This is a genomic window from Amycolatopsis sp. NPDC052450 (assembly GCF_044547565.1).
Taxonomy (GTDB): domain Bacteria; phylum Actinomycetota; class Actinomycetes; order Mycobacteriales; family Pseudonocardiaceae; genus Amycolatopsis.
Map to the genome: position 1 here is coordinate 188,015 of NZ_JBIUAQ010000008.1, position 15,384 is coordinate 203,398.

Annotated in this window: 13 protein-coding genes; 10 read left to right on the forward strand and 3 right to left on the reverse strand. The window is 68.7% G+C overall.

Going from position 1 to position 15,384, the window contains the following annotated elements; translation table 11 throughout:
- Window positions 1-48: 48 nt before the first annotated feature.
- The 3 genes from ACIHAO_RS16475 to ACIHAO_RS16485 all read right to left on the reverse strand — a co-directional run bounded on the left by ACIHAO_RS16475 (window position 49) and on the right by ACIHAO_RS16485 (window position 2,359).
- Window positions 49-414, reverse strand: a complete 366-nt coding sequence (locus ACIHAO_RS16475) for a hypothetical protein (protein WP_396558566.1) — start codon at window positions 412-414, stop codon at window positions 49-51.
- Window positions 415-513: 99 nt separating this feature from the next.
- Window positions 514-972 carry a GNAT family N-acetyltransferase gene (locus ACIHAO_RS16480; protein ID WP_396558568.1) on the reverse strand — a complete coding sequence of 153 codons (459 nt, stop codon included), beginning with the start codon at window positions 970-972 and terminating at the stop codon, window positions 514-516.
- 883 nt (window positions 973-1,855) lie between these two features.
- Window positions 1,856-2,359: a MarR family winged helix-turn-helix transcriptional regulator gene (locus tag ACIHAO_RS16485; protein WP_396558570.1), complete on the reverse strand. Its 504-nt coding sequence runs from the start codon at window positions 2,357-2,359 to the stop codon at window positions 1,856-1,858.
- A gap of 236 nt (window positions 2,360-2,595) precedes the next feature.
- Here ACIHAO_RS16485 and ACIHAO_RS16490 point away from each other — a divergent pair, with 236 nt between their 5' ends.
- The 10 genes from ACIHAO_RS16490 (at window position 2,596) to ACIHAO_RS16535 (ending at window position 15,139) form a co-directional block, all read left to right on the forward strand.
- Window positions 2,596-3,642 carry a leucyl aminopeptidase gene (locus tag ACIHAO_RS16490; protein WP_125795927.1) on the forward strand — a complete coding sequence of 349 codons (1,047 nt, stop codon included), beginning with the start codon at window positions 2,596-2,598 and terminating at the stop codon, window positions 3,640-3,642.
- Window positions 3,639-4,436, forward strand: coding sequence for an Asp/Glu racemase (locus tag ACIHAO_RS16495; RefSeq protein ID WP_396558572.1), 798 nt, complete (start codon window positions 3,639-3,641; stop codon window positions 4,434-4,436). The genes ACIHAO_RS16490 and ACIHAO_RS16495 overlap by 4 nt, the downstream gene beginning before the upstream one ends.
- Window positions 4,414-5,685 carry an FAD-dependent monooxygenase gene (locus ACIHAO_RS16500; protein WP_396558574.1) on the forward strand — a complete coding sequence of 424 codons (1,272 nt, stop codon included), beginning with the start codon at window positions 4,414-4,416 and terminating at the stop codon, window positions 5,683-5,685. The genes ACIHAO_RS16495 and ACIHAO_RS16500 overlap by 23 nt, the downstream gene beginning before the upstream one ends.
- Before the next feature lie 32 nt (window positions 5,686-5,717).
- Window positions 5,718-7,112 carry an MFS transporter gene (locus ACIHAO_RS16505; RefSeq protein ID WP_396558576.1) on the forward strand — a complete coding sequence of 465 codons (1,395 nt, stop codon included), beginning with the start codon at window positions 5,718-5,720 and terminating at the stop codon, window positions 7,110-7,112.
- Window positions 7,109-7,996: an FAD binding domain-containing protein gene (locus ACIHAO_RS16510; RefSeq protein WP_396558578.1), complete on the forward strand. Its 888-nt coding sequence runs from the start codon at window positions 7,109-7,111 to the stop codon at window positions 7,994-7,996. Before ACIHAO_RS16505 ends, ACIHAO_RS16510 begins: the two co-directional genes overlap by 4 nt.
- A complete protein-coding gene (locus tag ACIHAO_RS16515; protein ID WP_396558580.1) occupies window positions 7,993-10,398 on the forward strand; it encodes a xanthine dehydrogenase family protein molybdopterin-binding subunit in 2,406 nt (801 codons plus the stop codon). Before ACIHAO_RS16510 ends, ACIHAO_RS16515 begins: the two co-directional genes overlap by 4 nt.
- Window positions 10,395-10,895, forward strand: a complete 501-nt coding sequence (locus ACIHAO_RS16520) for a (2Fe-2S)-binding protein (protein ID WP_396558582.1) — start codon at window positions 10,395-10,397, stop codon at window positions 10,893-10,895. The genes ACIHAO_RS16515 and ACIHAO_RS16520 overlap by 4 nt, the downstream gene beginning before the upstream one ends.
- Entirely contained in the window at window positions 10,892-11,545 is a 654-nt protein-coding gene (locus ACIHAO_RS16525; RefSeq protein WP_396558584.1) for an SRPBCC family protein, read from the forward strand. The genes ACIHAO_RS16520 and ACIHAO_RS16525 overlap by 4 nt, the downstream gene beginning before the upstream one ends.
- Entirely contained in the window at window positions 11,532-13,019 is a 1,488-nt protein-coding gene (locus ACIHAO_RS16530; protein WP_396558586.1) for an isochorismatase family protein, read from the forward strand. Before ACIHAO_RS16525 ends, ACIHAO_RS16530 begins: the two co-directional genes overlap by 14 nt.
- Window positions 13,020-14,119: 1,100 nt before the next feature.
- Complete coding sequence (locus ACIHAO_RS16535; protein WP_396558588.1) at window positions 14,120-15,139, forward strand: streptomycin biosynthesis protein; 1,020 nt, start codon at window positions 14,120-14,122, stop codon at window positions 15,137-15,139.
- Window positions 15,140-15,384 lie beyond the last annotated feature (245 nt).

Sequence of the window (15,384 nt, forward strand, 5' to 3'; positions counted from 1 at the left end):
CCCTTCCCTCGGCTGTGCGGAGGGAAGGGGCCATCACACGTCGATGAATCAGTGGTCCCAGCGAATGCCGATCCGCCAGTTCACCGGGTACTGCAAGGGGCCGACGGTCAGCGTGTAGTAGCTGGCGGGCAGCACGCACGATTCCGTCTTCGCCGGCGCGTGGATGTAGCCACCGCCCGAGCAGTTGCCGATCGTCCACTTGAACCAGTGGTCGGGCGAGCCGGGTGCCGCGGTCGCTTCGAGATCCACGTGGATGGTGCCGCCGGGGAAGAATCCCGACGCGAGTGAGCAGCTCGTAGTCGTGTAACACTCCTTCGGCCCCGCACCGCCGGCCGCGTGGGCCGCACCGGTTCCCGCGATCGCGGTGCCCAGTACGGTTCCGGCCACGATCGCGGCCGCTCCGATTTTCTTCACTTCGACTCCCCAGTCAGGTGTTCCCTCGCCTCGTGGCGATTTCCTGGAGACACTACTGGAACAGGACGAGTCTGTGCGGTCTTTCGAAGATCCTGTTACTCAGCGGCCGCAGCGGTCCACGCGCTTCCACGGCCACTCCGAAGCGAGCCAGCGCGCGACGGCGTCGGCGAGTGCCGTGTCCAGCTCCGCCTTGTCGGACCGAACCCAGGACTGCACCGTGACGTCCTGCTCTTCGGCGGCCGTGGGATACAGGTAGACGCAGCCGATGACGTCGCCGTCGTCCGGGCTGAGGACGGTGAAGGTGAAACCGGTGCGGCGTGCGAAGTCGTCGGCGTGACGGCGTAGATCGACGAGATTCTCCTCGAGGGTCATGCCTTCGGTCGGCGGCCAGTTCCCGTCGGGATAGCCGGGAGTGGCGCGAATCTGCTCGATGCTCGACATCCAGGCGGCATGGTCGGCCGCGTTGTGCCGTGGCCCCAGCGGTTCGAGGTGAAACCGGTCGGTGACGAGTGCGGTCGGCGGGTTGAAACCTTTCGGCACGAACTCATCGGCGGTCATGCCAGGGACCGTAGTGACCAGGCACGTTTCGCTCAACGGGAATTCCAAGGCGGTCACCCTAGTCTCCACAAAGGACGGTTGTCGGCGACTGAGTGTCCATTTGATGCCGATATGTGCGGTTTCGCGAGGGGTCGTGAGTGGCGATTCGGGTTTGACCCAAGGGTGTTTTAGGTATCTACGTGGTTGAGGCTGCGGTTGATGTCAGGCCTCGGACTCGGTAATCGCCACGGTCACCCCCCAGGCACCAGCAGGCACAGCGGCTGCGCGTGAAGGCCCCCCTTCCCTCGGCTCAGCGGAGGAAACTCGACCTTCACACCTTCCCTAGGTCCGTGAAGGTCTCCAGTCGGGCGCTCGCGTGAGTTGTCGCGGTTCGTGGGGATGTCGTGAAGGGTCCCTTTGAGACGATGAAGGTCTCAAAGGGGCCCTTCACGACATGAGAGTTCGACGCCGGGCCGTGGGAAGCGCCGAAGAGCAGGGAAGGGGGCCTTCGCGCGCAGAACCCCAGTACATGAAGGACCCCATCCTTGCGCCTAGGTACAGGAAGGGGTCCTTCATGTACTTCAAACCCGGCATCACGCAAGAAGCGCCGCAGGTCAAGGAGTAGGTACCTAAGAGGAGGCTCGCCAGAACCCGAGTCGCCACTCACGAGCACAGGCACCGACTACGCCACGTTTTCCTTACCGCACAATAGAAGGCGAACTCGCGTGATTGGAGGGCGATCTCGCGTGATTGAGCGGCGAACTCTCGCATCGGGTGTCATCCGTCCGGAGACACGCGTGATCCGGGTCCAAGCACGCGTGTGACGTCCAAGGGACAGGGGCCGTGAGGGCCTCCTTGCCTACCGTCAAGGTAGGGAAGGAGGCCCTCACGGCGTTGGGGCGGGTCAGCGCAGCTTGTCGACCGACGCGATCCGTTCCCAGTGGGCGCCGAGGGCGTTGAGCAGCGCGGCCATGTCGATGTCGCCGTCGGAGCCGTCGAGGAGTGCCTTGTCGAGCCTCCGGGCGCGGCGGTTCACCTGGCTCAGGACCGACTTCCCCTCGTCGGTGAGCGAGAGGAGCTTGCGGCGCGCGTCGTGCGGGGATTCGACGCGCTGGATGAGCCCTCGTCGCTCGAGCCTGCGGCACAGATCGGCCATCGTCGAGGTGTCGAGGGCGACGGCGCCGGCCAGTGAGCTCTGGTCGCTCCCGGGGTAGGCGCGGACCGCGGACAGGACCGCGAACTGCGGACCGGTCAGTACCGGATCCACGTGCCGGTTCCATGCGGCGAGGTACGCCTGGTACAGCCGGCGGGCGCCGTAGCCGGGGGCCGCCAGCAGGTCGGAGGGTGGCGCGGGAGTGACGGCCGGCGTGTCTTCCCTGCGCCGGCCCGTACGCGCCGGTTCACCCATCGTCGTTCTCCCTCGTCTGTTTCACCCGCTGTTCGGGCCCCCGGGTAATCCTACGTGTCCGGACGGTCGCTCACGGCCATTCCTAGCCGAAACCTGTCTTCCGCGAGCCCTTGCGTATCCGGATAGTACGTGTTCGGATGAGTGCTGGGCCCAATGCGTTGCGGGAGCACGAATCCACGCGCAACTCTTGCGCATCCGGATAATACGTGCTCGGATTAATGTGGAGGTGGTCAACGATGGATCAGAACCTGTTCAACGACATCTGCCTGCGCCAGCTGACTTTCTCGGGGGTGCACGAGGGTGAGACCGTGGTGGTGCTGACCCGCGGCGGTGAGCGGGCGGAGTACGCCGACGCTTTCCTGTGGGCCGCCCAGCAGCTGGGTGCCTCGGCCTACCACATGCGGTTGCCCTCGCCGGTCAGCGCCGCGGGCGCCTGGGCCGTGGGGGATTCGGGCCTCGGGAACATCCCGCTCGCGGTCGAGGCGCTCAAGAGCGTGGACATGGTGGTCGACTGCACGTTCCTCTTGTTCAGCAAGGAACAGTTCGCCATCCAGGACGCGGGCACCCGCATCCTCACCGCGGTCGAGCCGCCCGAGCTGCTGGCCCGGCTCATGCCGACGAAGGAACTGCGGGAGCGGGTGGAGATCGGGGCCGAGCTGCTCGCCAAGGCGGGCACCATGCGGATCACCAGTCCGGCGGGCACCGATGTCACCTATCAGCTGGGCGTTTACCCGACACTGTCCGAGTACGGCTACACCGACACCCCTGGCCGTTGGGACCACTGGCCGGCGGCGTTCGTGTTCACCGGCGGCGCCGACGACGGCGTCGACGGGAAGATCGTGCTGTCGCCGGGGGATGTCCTGCTGCCGTTCAACACCTACGTACAGACGCCGGTAGAGATCACCATCGAGCAGGGTTTCATCCGGGACATCCGCGGTGGCGCCGGATCGACCGGGCTGGACGCCGACCTGCTGCGGTCCTACATCGAAAGCTTCGAAGACCCCCGCGGCTACGGTATGAGCCACGTCGGCTGGGGGCTCGACGAGCGTGCGCACTGGCACGGGCTGACCCAGTTCCCCGGCGGAATGGGCATGGAACTGCGCAGCTTCTACGGCAACGTGATGTTCTCCATCGGCCCCAACAACGAGCTCGGCGGCCCGAACGACACCCCGTGCCACTTCGACATCCCGATGCGCGGCAATTCCCTCTACCTGGACGACGAACTGATCGTCGACAACGGTGAGCTGACCGTTTCCGAGATGCGCCCGGCGGGTCGTCGATGAGCGACCACCACATCGGGATGATCGTCCCCAGCTCGAATCTCACGATGGAGACCGAGCTGCCGAGGATGCTGCGTGCCAGGGAAGAGGCCGAGCCGGGGGACCGGTTCGTCTTCCATTCCGCGCGGGCCAGGATGAAGCACGTCGAACCGGAACAGCTGCGGGCGATGAACGCGCAGGCGGGCCGGGCGGCCGCCGAACTGGCCGACGCCCGGCCGGACGTGGTGGCCACCGCCTGCCTGGTGGCGATCATGGCCCAGGGGCCCGGCTACCACTGCACCGCCGAGGCCGACATCGAGCGCGTGCTGCGCGACGAGGGATCCGGCGCGCCGGTCGTGTCCAGCGCCGGTGCGCTGCTGTCGGGTATCCGCGCCCTGGGTGCCCGCAGGGTCGCGATCATCACGCCGTATCTGAAGCCGCTCACCCAGGCGGTGGTGGACTACATCGAGGACGCGGGGATCGAGGTGGCCGACGCGCTGTCTCTCGAGGTGTCGGACAACCTCGCCGTGGCACGGCTGGATCCGGCCGGGTTGCGGGAGCACCACCGGAGGCTGAACCTGTCCGATGTGGACGCGCTGGTGCTCTCGGCCTGTGTCCAGATGCCGTCGCTGTCCGCGATCCAGCCGGTGGAGGACGAACTCGGGATCCCGGTCCTGTCGGCGGCGACCGCCACGACGTTCCGGATCCTGTCCGAACTCGGGGTCGAGCCCCGCGTGCCGGGTGCCGGGCGGTTGCTCAGTGGTGCCGGGGAATCGACGAAGACGGGAGGCGGGCATGGCCGCGAGTCAGTCGTTTGAGGTCGTCGTCGTCGGCGGCGGCCTCGGCGGGCTGTGCGCCGCGCTGTCGCTGCGGCAGCGAGGACTTCGGGTCACCGTGGTCGAGGCGGCGCCGGCGCTCGGTGAGATCGGCGCGGGGATCCAGACCGCACCGAACGCGAGCCGGATCCTCATCGGGCTGGGCCTGCGTGCCCGGCTGGAAAAGGTGCGGACCGAGCCGCAGGACCAGGTTCGCCGTCGCTGGGCCGACGGGAGCATCATCGCGCAGCTGCCGCTCGGCGGGCGCGTGATCGACCAGTACGGCGCCCCGTACTGGCACTACCACCGCGCCGATCTGCACGGAGTCCTGCTGGACGCCTGCCTGGATCCGGAGGTTCCCGGCCCGGTGGTGCGGGTGGCGACCGGCGCCCGAGTGACCGAGCTGGACCGCAGTGAGCCGGAGCGGCCCGCTGTGCTCACCGCCGACGGGCGACGGTTCGCCGGTGACGTGGTGATCGGCGCCGACGGCATCAGGTCCGCGGTGCGCGATCTCGCCGGATTCGACGACACCCTGGAGTTCTCCGGCGAGATGGCGTACCGCGCCCTGATCTCCGGAGACCTGATCGCACAGGACCCCGCCACCCGGTTCCTGATCGACCGCTACCACTCCACGATCTGGTACGGCCCGAACAAGCATCTGGTGCACTACATGATCCGCGGCGGCCAATACCTCAACGTGGTCGCGATCGTGCCGTGCACCGATTCGGTCGCCAGGGACTGGAGCGGTCCGGCCACCGCCGCCGAACTCGCCGCCGAATACCGGGACTGGGACGACCGGGTCCCGGCGATGCTGGCCAAGGCGAAGGACGAGGACGTCTCGGTGTGGGCGATGTACCGTCGTCGCCGTGATCCCGTCTGGGTCGACGGCCGGATCGCCCTGCTCGGCGACGCCTGCCACGCGATGCTGCCCTACCAGGCACAAGGCGCGTCCCAGGCCATGGAGGACGCCGCGGTGCTCGCCGAGGAGCTCGGGCGGGTCGCCCGCGACGGGATCGACGGCGCCCTGATCCGGTACGTGGACCGGCGCGCCAAGCACGCGGGCATGGTGCAGGACGCGTCACTGCAGAACATGGACTTCTACCACCTGCCCGACGGTCCCGAGCAGCGCGAGCGGGACGAGAAGCTGCGCCGGTTCGATGGCGAATCCGACGTCTCCTACGACTGGCTGTGGAACGGCAGCCCGCTCACCGATCCCGACACCGAGTCCATCCATTACCAGTTCGCTCGCTGAGGAGCGGACTGGCCGGCGCGACGGAGCCATTCATGCGCACTGGAGATCAGATCGTCCAGGACCTGCCCTGGCGTTGGAGCGTGCAAGGAAAGATCTTCCTCATCGGCGGCCTCGGCTACATGTTCGACGCCTGGGACGTGGCGTTGAACGGATTCCTCACCCCGCTGGTCGGGGCGGAATTCGGGTTGTCCGCGGGCCAGAAAGGGCTGGTGGCGACGGCCAATCTGATCGGCATGGCCGTCGGCGCGGTCATCTGGGGCACGGTGGCGGACCGCATCGGCCGGAAGCGGGCGTTCAGCGTGACGCTCCTGCTGTTCGCGCTGTTCTCCGTGCTCGGCGCGCTCTCGCCGAACGTGGAGTCGTTCCTGCTGCTGCGTTTCCTGGCGGGTATCGGGCTCGGCGGATGCATCCCGGTGGACTACGCGATCGTCAGCGAGTTCTCTCCACGACGGCATCGCGGCCGGGTGCTTTCGGCGATGGACGGCTGGTGGCCGATCGGCACCACGCTGGCCGCCGTCACCGCGACCTTGCTGGTCCCGGTTTCCGGGAACTGGCGCTGGATGCTGGTGCTGATGATCCTGCCCGCGCTGCTGCTGTTCTGGGTGCGGCGCGGCATCCCGGAATCACCGCTGTACCTGGTGCGCAAGGGACGCGAGGCGGAGGCACGCACCGTCATCGACGATCTCGTCCGCCGTACCGGAGCCGCCCCTGAGCCGTACTCGATCCCGCCCGCGGTGGTGGAGGACACCCGCGGTGGCGCGCTCGCGGCGGCGTTCGATCAGCTTCGCCGGGTGTGGGCGTTCAACCCGCGGATCACCGGTGTCGCGTGGTCGTTGTTCATCACCGTCATGCTGGTGTACTACGCCGCGCTCAGCTGGATGCCGTCCATCCTGCGGGCACAGGGTTTCGGGGAGATCGCCGCCTTCGCCTCGACCGCGCTCATGAACGCGACCGGCATCGTCGGCGTCGCGATCGCCGTGCTCCTCGTCGACAAGGTCGGCCGCAAACGGATCATCATGGTCGCCGGGCCGGTGACGGCGCTGTCACTGGTCGTGTTCTCGCTGCTGCTGGACACCCCGGCCGCGGCGGTCGTGGCGATCGGCGCGTTCGGCCTGTTCGCCCTGGTGGTGATCCCGGTGATGTACGCCTACGTCTCCGAGCTCTACCCGACCGAACTCCGTGCCTCCGGCTTCGGCTGGGCGTCTTCGTCGAGCCGGGCGATCACCGGCTTCGCGCCGTTGCTGTTCGGCAGCGTCCTGTGGCCGGTGCTCGGCCTGCCCCTGACCTTCACCGTGCTGGGGCTGCTCGTGGTCGCGGCGGTCGTGTTCATGATGATGGGCGCGCCGGAGACCCGGGGGCGCGAACTCGACCGGATCGTCGACCCGGCGGAGCCCGTGGCCGGTACGACCTCGGCTCCGGCTCCGTGAAGCCCGCCGCGTTCCGCTACCACCGGGCGCACGACGTCTCCGACGCCGTCGGCCTGCTCGGTGAGCTCGCCGCGGCGGGCGAGGATCCGAAGCTGATCGCCGGTGGTCAGAGCCTGATGCCGATGATGAACTTCCGGCTCGCCCGGCCGACGGCTCTGGTCGACCTTGGCCCGCTGCGCCGGGATCCGGCACTGAATTCCTTCAGCCATACGGATTCGGGGCTCACCATCGGGGCGATGGTCACCCATCGGACGGTGGAGGTCGCCGCGCTCGGACCGGACTTCGCCGTGCTGTCCCGCGCCATGCGGTGGGTGGGGCATCTGCCGATCCGCTCCCGCGGCACGGTGGCGGGCAGCATCGTGCACGGCGACGCCACCGCGGAATGGTGCCTGCTCGCCCTGCTGCTCGACGCGGTGATCGTCGCCGAAGGCCCGGCCGGTCGCCGCGAGATCCCTGCGGGGGAGATGTTCCACGGTTTCTACAGCACGGCCGTCGAACCGGACGAGGTGGTGACGGCCGTGCGCTTCACCCGTCCGGCGCCCAGGGCCGCACTGACCGAATTCGCCCGCCGCCACGGCGACTTCGCGATCGTCGACGCCGCGGTCAGCCTGGACGCGGGCCCCGGCGATCGTGCTCCGCTGGCCGGTGGACGCGTAGTGCTCGGCGGCGTGGCCCCGGCGCCCGTCCGGGTTCCCGAGGCCGAATCCCTGCTCACCGGAGGTGTTCCCGGGCCGGAGCTGTTCGCCGCGTGCGGGGAGGCCGCGGCGGCGGCCATCGACCCTCCCGATGACGCGGCGGGCAGCGGTGCCTACCGCCGACGCCTTGCGCGAACCCTCGTCACCAAGGCCTTGGGCCAGGCGTGGGAGAAAGGAGCGACGCGATGACGCAGGGGTTCGACGGGCGGAACGGTCGCTGGGTCGGGGCCTCGGTGCCGCGACGCGAAGACCCCCGCTTCCTCAGCGGCCGGGGTCGGTTCGTCGACGACATCCGGCTGACCGGGATGCTGCACGCCGCCTTCGTCCGCTCGACGGTCGCGCACGGCACGATCTCCGGGATCGACCTGTCGGCCACCTTGGCGGTCGACGGCGTCGTGGCCGCCTACACGGCGCGGGATCTCGATCTCGGTGACATCGTCGCACTGCTCGACCGCCCGCCCGAGGAGTTCTCGCCGACCGCGATGCCGATCCTCGCCAGGGAGAAGGTCCGGTTCACCGGCGAACCGGTGGCACTGGTCATCGCGCGTGACCCGTACAGCGCCGAGGACGGCGTCGAGGCCGCGATCGTGGCCTACGAGCCGCTCGGGGCGATCGTCTCGGAGGAGTCGGCGTTCGCCGAGGGGGCGCCACTCGTGCACGAGGAGGCGCCGGGCAACGTGCTGCTCGACGTGTCCATGTTCGACACTCCCGGTGTCGACGCGGCGTTCGAGGCGGCCCGCGCGGACGGCGGTTGCGTGGTCGAGGTCGTCACGAAGAGCGGGCGGCAGAACGCGCTCCCGCTCGAAACCCGCGGCGTGGTCGCGTCCTGGGACGATCACGACGACCAGCTGCTCGTGCAGATGTGCACCCAGGTGCCGCATCAGGTGCGCACGGCGATGGCCCGCTCGCTGCGGGTCCCCGAACGCACCGTGCGGGTCACCGTTCCGGACATGGGCGGCGGCTTCGGGCAGAAATGCGTGGTCGGCAGGGAGGAGATCGCGGTCGCGGCGGTGGCACGACGGCTCAACCGGCCGGTGAAGTGGATCGAGGACCGCCGGGAGGCGCTCACGGCCGGCTTCCTGGCACGGGAGCAGCGCTACCGCACCTTGGCGGCGTTCGACGGAGACGGCCGCATCACCGCGCTGGACGTCGACGTCGTCTGCGACATGGGTGCGTACTCCTGCTACCCGTTCACGGCGGGGATCGAGCCGCTGATGGCGTCGGCCGAGATGCCGAGCGTGTACCAGGTGCCCGAGTACCGGGTCCGCGCCCGTGCCATCACCAGCAACAAGGCGCCGACTGCGCCCTATCGCGGCGTCAGCCGTCCGCAGTACGTGATGGCGATCGAACGGGTCATGGAACGCGCGGCCCGGGAACTCGGCCTCGACCCCGTCGAGATCCGGCGGCGCAACGTGATCACCCAGTTCCCGTACACCGGCGTCAACGGCATCACCTATGACCCCGGCACCTATCGCGAGTCGCTGGAACTGGCCGAAGCCACGCTCCGCGACGAGGGCTGGTACGAGACCCGGGACCGTGCCGCCGCCGAGGGCAGGCACATCGGCATCGGCTACTGCTGCTTCTCGGAGCGGACCGGCTACGGGTCGGGTGCCTTCGCCAAGCGGAAGATGGCCGTGGTCCCCGGCTTCGACATCTCCGAGATCCGCATGGACACCACCGGATCCGTCGTCGTCACCAGCGGCACGATGAACCACGGCCAGTCCCACGAGACGACGCTGGCGCAGATCGTGGCCGACCGGCTGGGGCTGCACCTCGACCAGGTCAAACTGCGCCAGGGCGACACCGAGCGCATCGCCTACGGATGGGGGACCTTCGCCTCCCGCTCGGTGACGATCGGTGGTTCCGCGGTGTCCCTCGCCGCCGGGAAGCTCGGCGAGCTGCTGTGCAAGATCGCCGCGCACCTGCTCGAAACGAGTCCCGACAACGTCCGCCTCGACGGCGACGGCGGCGTCGTCCAGATCGACGAGCCTGAGCGGCGTGCGTCGTTCGAGGAGATCGCCGACGTGGCGTACCTGCGCAGTCACCTGCTGCCCAAGGACGTCGAACCGACGCTGACGGCCACGGCGAGCTTCGACGTGCCCGGCGACGGGACCTTCTCCAACGCCACCCACGCCGTGGTCGTCGAGGCCGATCCGGGTACCGGGCAGATCAGGATCCTGCGCTACGCGTGCGTCGAGGACTGCGGGGTCGTGATCCACCCGCAGGTCGTCGACGGCCAATGCCGCGGCGGGATCGCGCAGGGCATCGCCGGCGCGCTGTTCGAGGAGGTCACCTATGCCGGCAACGGCGAACCGTCGGCCGCCAGTTTCATCGACTACCTCGTCCCGACGGCGACGGAGATCCCCGACATCACCGTCACACACCTTGAAACACCTTGTGCTTTCACGGAAAGCGGCGCGAAGGGCGCGGGCGAAGGCGGCACCATCGGCGCGCCGGCCGCCGTGCTGAACGCGATCAACGACGCGCTGCGCCAGACGGGGGTCGAACTCGACACGACCCCCGTCCATCCGCAGACCGTGCTCGCCGCGCTCGAAACGCGGATCCCCGAGGAAATGAGCGTCCCATCATGACCGACCGGCACCTGATCGTCCTGAACGTCAACGGCGACGAGTACGAAACTCTCGTGGAGCCGCGCAAGACCCTGCTCGACGTCCTGCGCCACGACCTCGGGCTCACCGGCACCCACGTCGGCTGCGAGCACGGAGTGTGCGGCGCCTGCACCGTCCTCGTCGACGGCGAACCGGTGCGGGCCTGCCTGTTGTTCGCCGTACAGGCGGAAACCGCCGAGATCCGCACGGTCGAATCACTGAGCCACGACGGCGAACTCTCCGACCTGCAGCGGTCTTTCAGCGAGCACCACGGCCTGCAGTGCGGTTTCTGCACACCCGGGTTCCTCATGCTGGCCGAAGGATTCCTCGCCCAGCGGCCGGACGCCGGCCGCGAGGAGATCCGCGAGGCCGTGTCGGCGAACCTGTGCCGCTGCACCGGTTACCAGACGATCGTGGACGCGGTCGAGGCGACCGCGGCCCGGCGGTGCCACGCCAAGGAAAAGGAGGCGACAGCGTGATCCTGGAAAACCAGCTGTCCGTACCGGCCGGACCCGACGCGGTCTTCGCCTTGATCAACGACGTCGAGCGGGTGGCGGGCTGTCTCCCGGGCGCGACCCTCGACGGACGGCAGGACGACGCCTATCTCGGCCGCGTCAAGGTCAAGGTCGGCCCGATCACCGCCGCGTACGCCGGCACCGTGCGCTTCACCGACGTCACCGAGGCCGACCGCACTCTGCGGTTGCTGGCCAGGGGAGCGGACGCCCACGGCAACGGCGACGCCGAAGCCGACGTCACGCTGACCGTGCGCGAGGCACCCGGCGGCGCCACCATCGAGTTGCGCACCGACCTGTCGATCCGCGGCAAGCTCGCCCAGTTCGGCAAGGGCGCGATCGGCGCCGTGTCCACCCGGCTGCTCGACCAGTTCGCCCGCAATCTCGCCGACCAGTTACGGCAGCCTGCCGCGGCGGAGCCCGCGCCGGTGGCGAAATCCGCTCCCGCGCAAGGCGATGAGGCGCTCGACGGTCTGGCCATGCTGGTTCCCGACCATGTCAAGCGCTACGGCGCGATCGCGGCCGCCGCGGCGCTCGGGCTGTTCCAGGGCTGGCTGCTCGGCCGGATCCGCACTCAGGACAAACTGATCAAGGAGTTGCAGCGTGCCCGTCGATGAACGCCTCGACACCGTGTACGACCGAGCCGGTTTCGGCGCGAGCGTGCCCCGCGGAGCGCGCCCGGCCCTGGTCGTGGTCGATCTGACGCGTGGATTCACCGAACCAGGCTTTCCCTCCGGAGCGGACCTCACCGCCGAAGTGACCGCGACCGCCGCCCTCGTGGCCGCGGCCCGGCGGCAGGACGTGCCGGTGATCTACACGGCGATCAGCTACACGCCCGCCGAGGCGGACGGAGACGCCATCGCCTGGCTCCGGAAAGCACCCGGGATGCGAGCCCTGGGCGAAGGAAGCGAAGCGATCGCCCTCGACCCTCGGCTCGAACAGCGCGAAGGCGACCATTTCGTCTTGAAGAAGGGCGCCTCGGCGTTCCACGGAACCGCGCTGGCCGCTCTCCTCACGAGCCTGGGCGCGGACACCGTCGTCGTTTGCGGCGCCACCACCTCGGGCTGCGTCCGAGCGACCGCCGTCGACGCCGTCCAGTCCGGCTTCAACACGCTCGTCGTCCGGGAAGCCTGCGGTGACCGCGCCCAGGGACCGCACGACGCCGCACTGTTCGACCTCCAGGCCAAGTACGCCGACGTCGTCAGCGTCGAAGATGCCGTGGGCTACCTCGGGAAGGCGCCACTTCGCACGCTCGGGCAGCCCGCACTGGCCGACCTCGGGACCGTTCCCGCGACCAGCCGCTGGGTGCGGTCGGGACCGGTCCGGCTGCACGTGCTCGACTACGGTCCCGCCGACGGTGTCCCGGTGCTCGTGCTGCCAGGGATCACGAGCCCGGCCGTCACGATGGACTTCGTGGCGCGGGAACTCACCGATCTCGTGCGCCCGCTCGTACTCGACGTCCGCGGCCGCGGCCTGTCCGACGACGCGCCGGATCCCCTGCACGGCTACGACCTGGCGAGCTATGCCGCGGACGTCGACGCTGTCGTGTCCGAGCTGGAACTGCGCGACCCGATCCTGCTCGGGCACTCCATGGGCGCGCGGATCGCCGCACGGGCCGCCGCCGTCGGCCGTTCCCGGCTTCGCGGCACCGTCCTGGTCGACCCTCCGCTGAGCGGCCCCGGCCGCGATCCGTACCCCACCACCCTCGACGCCTTCCTCGGGCAACTCGCCCAGGCCCGCCGGGGGACCGACGCGGACGAGGTGGCCCGGTCCTGGCCACGATGGCCGCGCCGGGAACAGGAGTTGCGTGCCCGCTGGCTGTCGTCGTGTTCCCGTGACGCGATCGCCGCCACCCACGCCGGCTTCGAATCGGAAGACTTCTTCACCGACTGGCCGGAGGTGCCCGCTCCGACCTTCTTCCTGTACGGCGGCGAGAGCCCGGTCGTGACCGCCGCCGGCGTGGCCGAAGCCGCCGAGTGCAACCCGTCGGCTGGACTCGTCGAGATCCCGGAAGCCGGGCACATGGTCTTCTGGGACCGGCCCGACGCCGCCCTCGCCGCACTGCGGGAAGTACTGCGAAAGCTGCTCTGAGTCGCGATCGGTGGGCATTCCGGTTGGTCTGGATGCCGACACCTTCTTGGCGCTGACGAACCGCAAAACGCACGAGGCTAGGCCGTGTCCTGTGGGTATCGCCTGGGGTGCTGACCTGCGGAAAGGGAGCGGGGGACCTTTGGTGTCGCGGGAGGGGTGTGTGGATATAGGGACCTTGAGTGTCCCTATATCCACACACCGCTCACTCGCTGTCAGGGCTATCGCTGACTGTGTGGATTTTGGGGCGTCAGATGTCCCGAAATCCACACGGTCACCGCGCGAGAGAGCAGGAGACCTTTGCTCTCGCCTCCGGGTCATTCCACGGCATTGCCTAGTAGCGGGTTGCTCGTGCCCGCCGCCCGCCGTAGGCACCTAGAACACGGTTCGCCCTACGGCGCCAGTGCCTGCCCTCCCGAGTACATGAAGGCCCCCTTCCTTGCGCCAGGCGCAAGGAAGGGGGCCTTCATGTACTTCCGCAAGGTGTGAAGGCCTCCTTGAGGGACCCAGAGTCCCTCAAGGGGGCCTTCACGGACCGGCCTGAGATCAGCCGCAGCCTGAACCCACGTATGTACCGTGAAACGCCCAAATCGGTCACGATCGCCCCAAATGTGTCCCTTGTGGACAGCCGAAGGGGGTGTCGGGCCACACGGGCGAGCCCGCGTCGCCAAATCGCGCAAATCACCGATAAGGGCCGAGTGCGCACCCGAACCTCTTCGCGTCGGTTGTTTCGGGTCGAGGGTCTTATCGGGTGTACTTCCATGACAGGGAGTCACCCTGAACGTTCTGCCGCCCTCTCGTTGGTGCTTTCGTTGTATGCCCCTTGCCTGCCAAGTCGTCCTGCTGGTTCCATGACACCCGGGCGGTCCGTTCAATCGGTCTGAGAACGGCAGCCCACTGGGGGAAGGACGGTAGTTTCATTGCCTGAAGCCGCGCTGACCAAGATTTCCGTAGCTCACCCGCATCCTTCGACGGCCGTCGTCCCCCGGCGATATCACTCGCGTCCGAAACATTTCGCATTCGAGGACGGCGCCGAACCGTCGAGCGGGACCGGACCCTGAATCCAGGGCGAAGTCCGCGATCAATGCCATGGGGGCAAGGAAATGAACAGTCGAGCGCGCCCGGAACCAGCCGCCGCGGAGTACCCGGCCACCGTCCCTGGGCATCTCGATCAGACAGTGGTGCAGGTGCCCATCGCCTCGCTGCGGCCCGCCGATTCGCCGCGGACGGCGGGGGAGGACCCGGCGCACGTAAGAGAATTGGCGACCTGGGATGTCGCCCTGCCGCCTATCGTCGTGCACCGGTCGACGATGCGGGTGATCGACGGTATGCACCGGCTGCGCGTCGCGGAGACGCGGGGTGAAACGACCATCGCGGTGCGCTTCTTCGACGGCAGCGCGGACGACGCGTTCCTGCTCGCGGTGAAAGCGAACATCGCCCACGGCCTGTCGCTCGCCTTGGCCGATCGGAAAGCCGCCGCGAGGCGCATCATCGGCACCCACGGCGACTGGTCGGACCGCGCGATCGCGGCCCTCGCCGGTCTCGCGCACAAGACGGTCGGCGCGATCCGGCGCGGGTCGACTGGGGAAAATCCCCACTCGACCGCGCGGATCGGCCGGGACGGCCGCGTCCGGCCGCTCAGTGGCGTCGAGGGCAGGCGCCGGGCAGGCGAGTTACTGGTCGCGAATCCGGAGACCCCGGTCGAAGAGGTCGCCCGCGCCGCGGGGATCTCGACGACCACCGTGAAGGATGTACGCAGACGCCTGCGCTGCGGCGACGATCTGGTCCCGAGTGGACAGCGGTCCGGGCCGGTCCGGATCACCCGTCCAGCCGAGGAAACCCAGGTATGGGACCGGGTGACGGCCCTGCGTCAGTTGCGGGCGGACCCGTCTTTGCGGTTCACCGAGACCGGCCGGGCGCTGCTGCAGTCGCTGAACCTGCACGCGGGCGGCGACGAGAGCTGGCTCAGCCTGGCGGACAACGTGCCGCAGCACTGCACGGGCATGGTCGTCGAGCTCGCCCGGCACTGCGTGGCGGATTGGCAGCGGTTCGTCACCCGGCTGGAACAGCGCGGCTGCGAAGGGGGCGTCTCCCAAGACGTCGCGAACCCGCTTGGACGATGAACCGCCACATCGAGCGGTGAACAACGAAGCACGAAAAGAGTGCGGCGAATTGACGGCCGCACTCTTTTCGTGCCGTTGAATGGCACCCTGATCCTTTTTTGCCCGCGGAATCGCCGCGTGCTGCCCCTCGTACTGCCGGTGCCGCTTGACCGACGTTGACGGAACTCGCCGGATACTGGTTGGGTCGAAGTGAAATCGAGGCGTCCCCGAATTGAGAAGGGCCAGGGTGTGGTGGCTGCAGAGGA

What these genes read in the sequence shown, in the direction of transcription:
- ACIHAO_RS16480 (WP_396558568.1), bottom strand. Translation starts at nt 972, where the DNA reads ATGACCGCCGATGAGTTCGTGCCGAAAGGTTTCAACCCGCCGACCGCA.
- ACIHAO_RS16485 (WP_396558570.1), bottom strand. Translation starts at nt 2,359, where the DNA reads ATGGGTGAACCGGCGCGTACGGGCCGGCGCAGGGAAGACACGCCGGCC.
- ACIHAO_RS16490 (WP_125795927.1), top strand. Translation starts at nt 2,596, where the DNA reads ATGGATCAGAACCTGTTCAACGACATCTGCCTGCGCCAGCTGACTTTC.
- ACIHAO_RS16495 (WP_396558572.1), top strand. Translation starts at nt 3,639, where the DNA reads ATGAGCGACCACCACATCGGGATGATCGTCCCCAGCTCGAATCTCACG.
- ACIHAO_RS16500 (WP_396558574.1), top strand. Translation starts at nt 4,414, where the DNA reads ATGGCCGCGAGTCAGTCGTTTGAGGTCGTCGTCGTCGGCGGCGGCCTC.
- ACIHAO_RS16505 (WP_396558576.1), top strand. Translation starts at nt 5,718, where the DNA reads ATGCGCACTGGAGATCAGATCGTCCAGGACCTGCCCTGGCGTTGGAGC.
- ACIHAO_RS16515 (WP_396558580.1), top strand. Translation starts at nt 7,993, where the DNA reads ATGACGCAGGGGTTCGACGGGCGGAACGGTCGCTGGGTCGGGGCCTCG.
- ACIHAO_RS16520 (WP_396558582.1), top strand. Translation starts at nt 10,395, where the DNA reads ATGACCGACCGGCACCTGATCGTCCTGAACGTCAACGGCGACGAGTAC.
- ACIHAO_RS16535 (WP_396558588.1), top strand. Translation starts at nt 14,120, where the DNA reads ATGAACAGTCGAGCGCGCCCGGAACCAGCCGCCGCGGAGTACCCGGCC.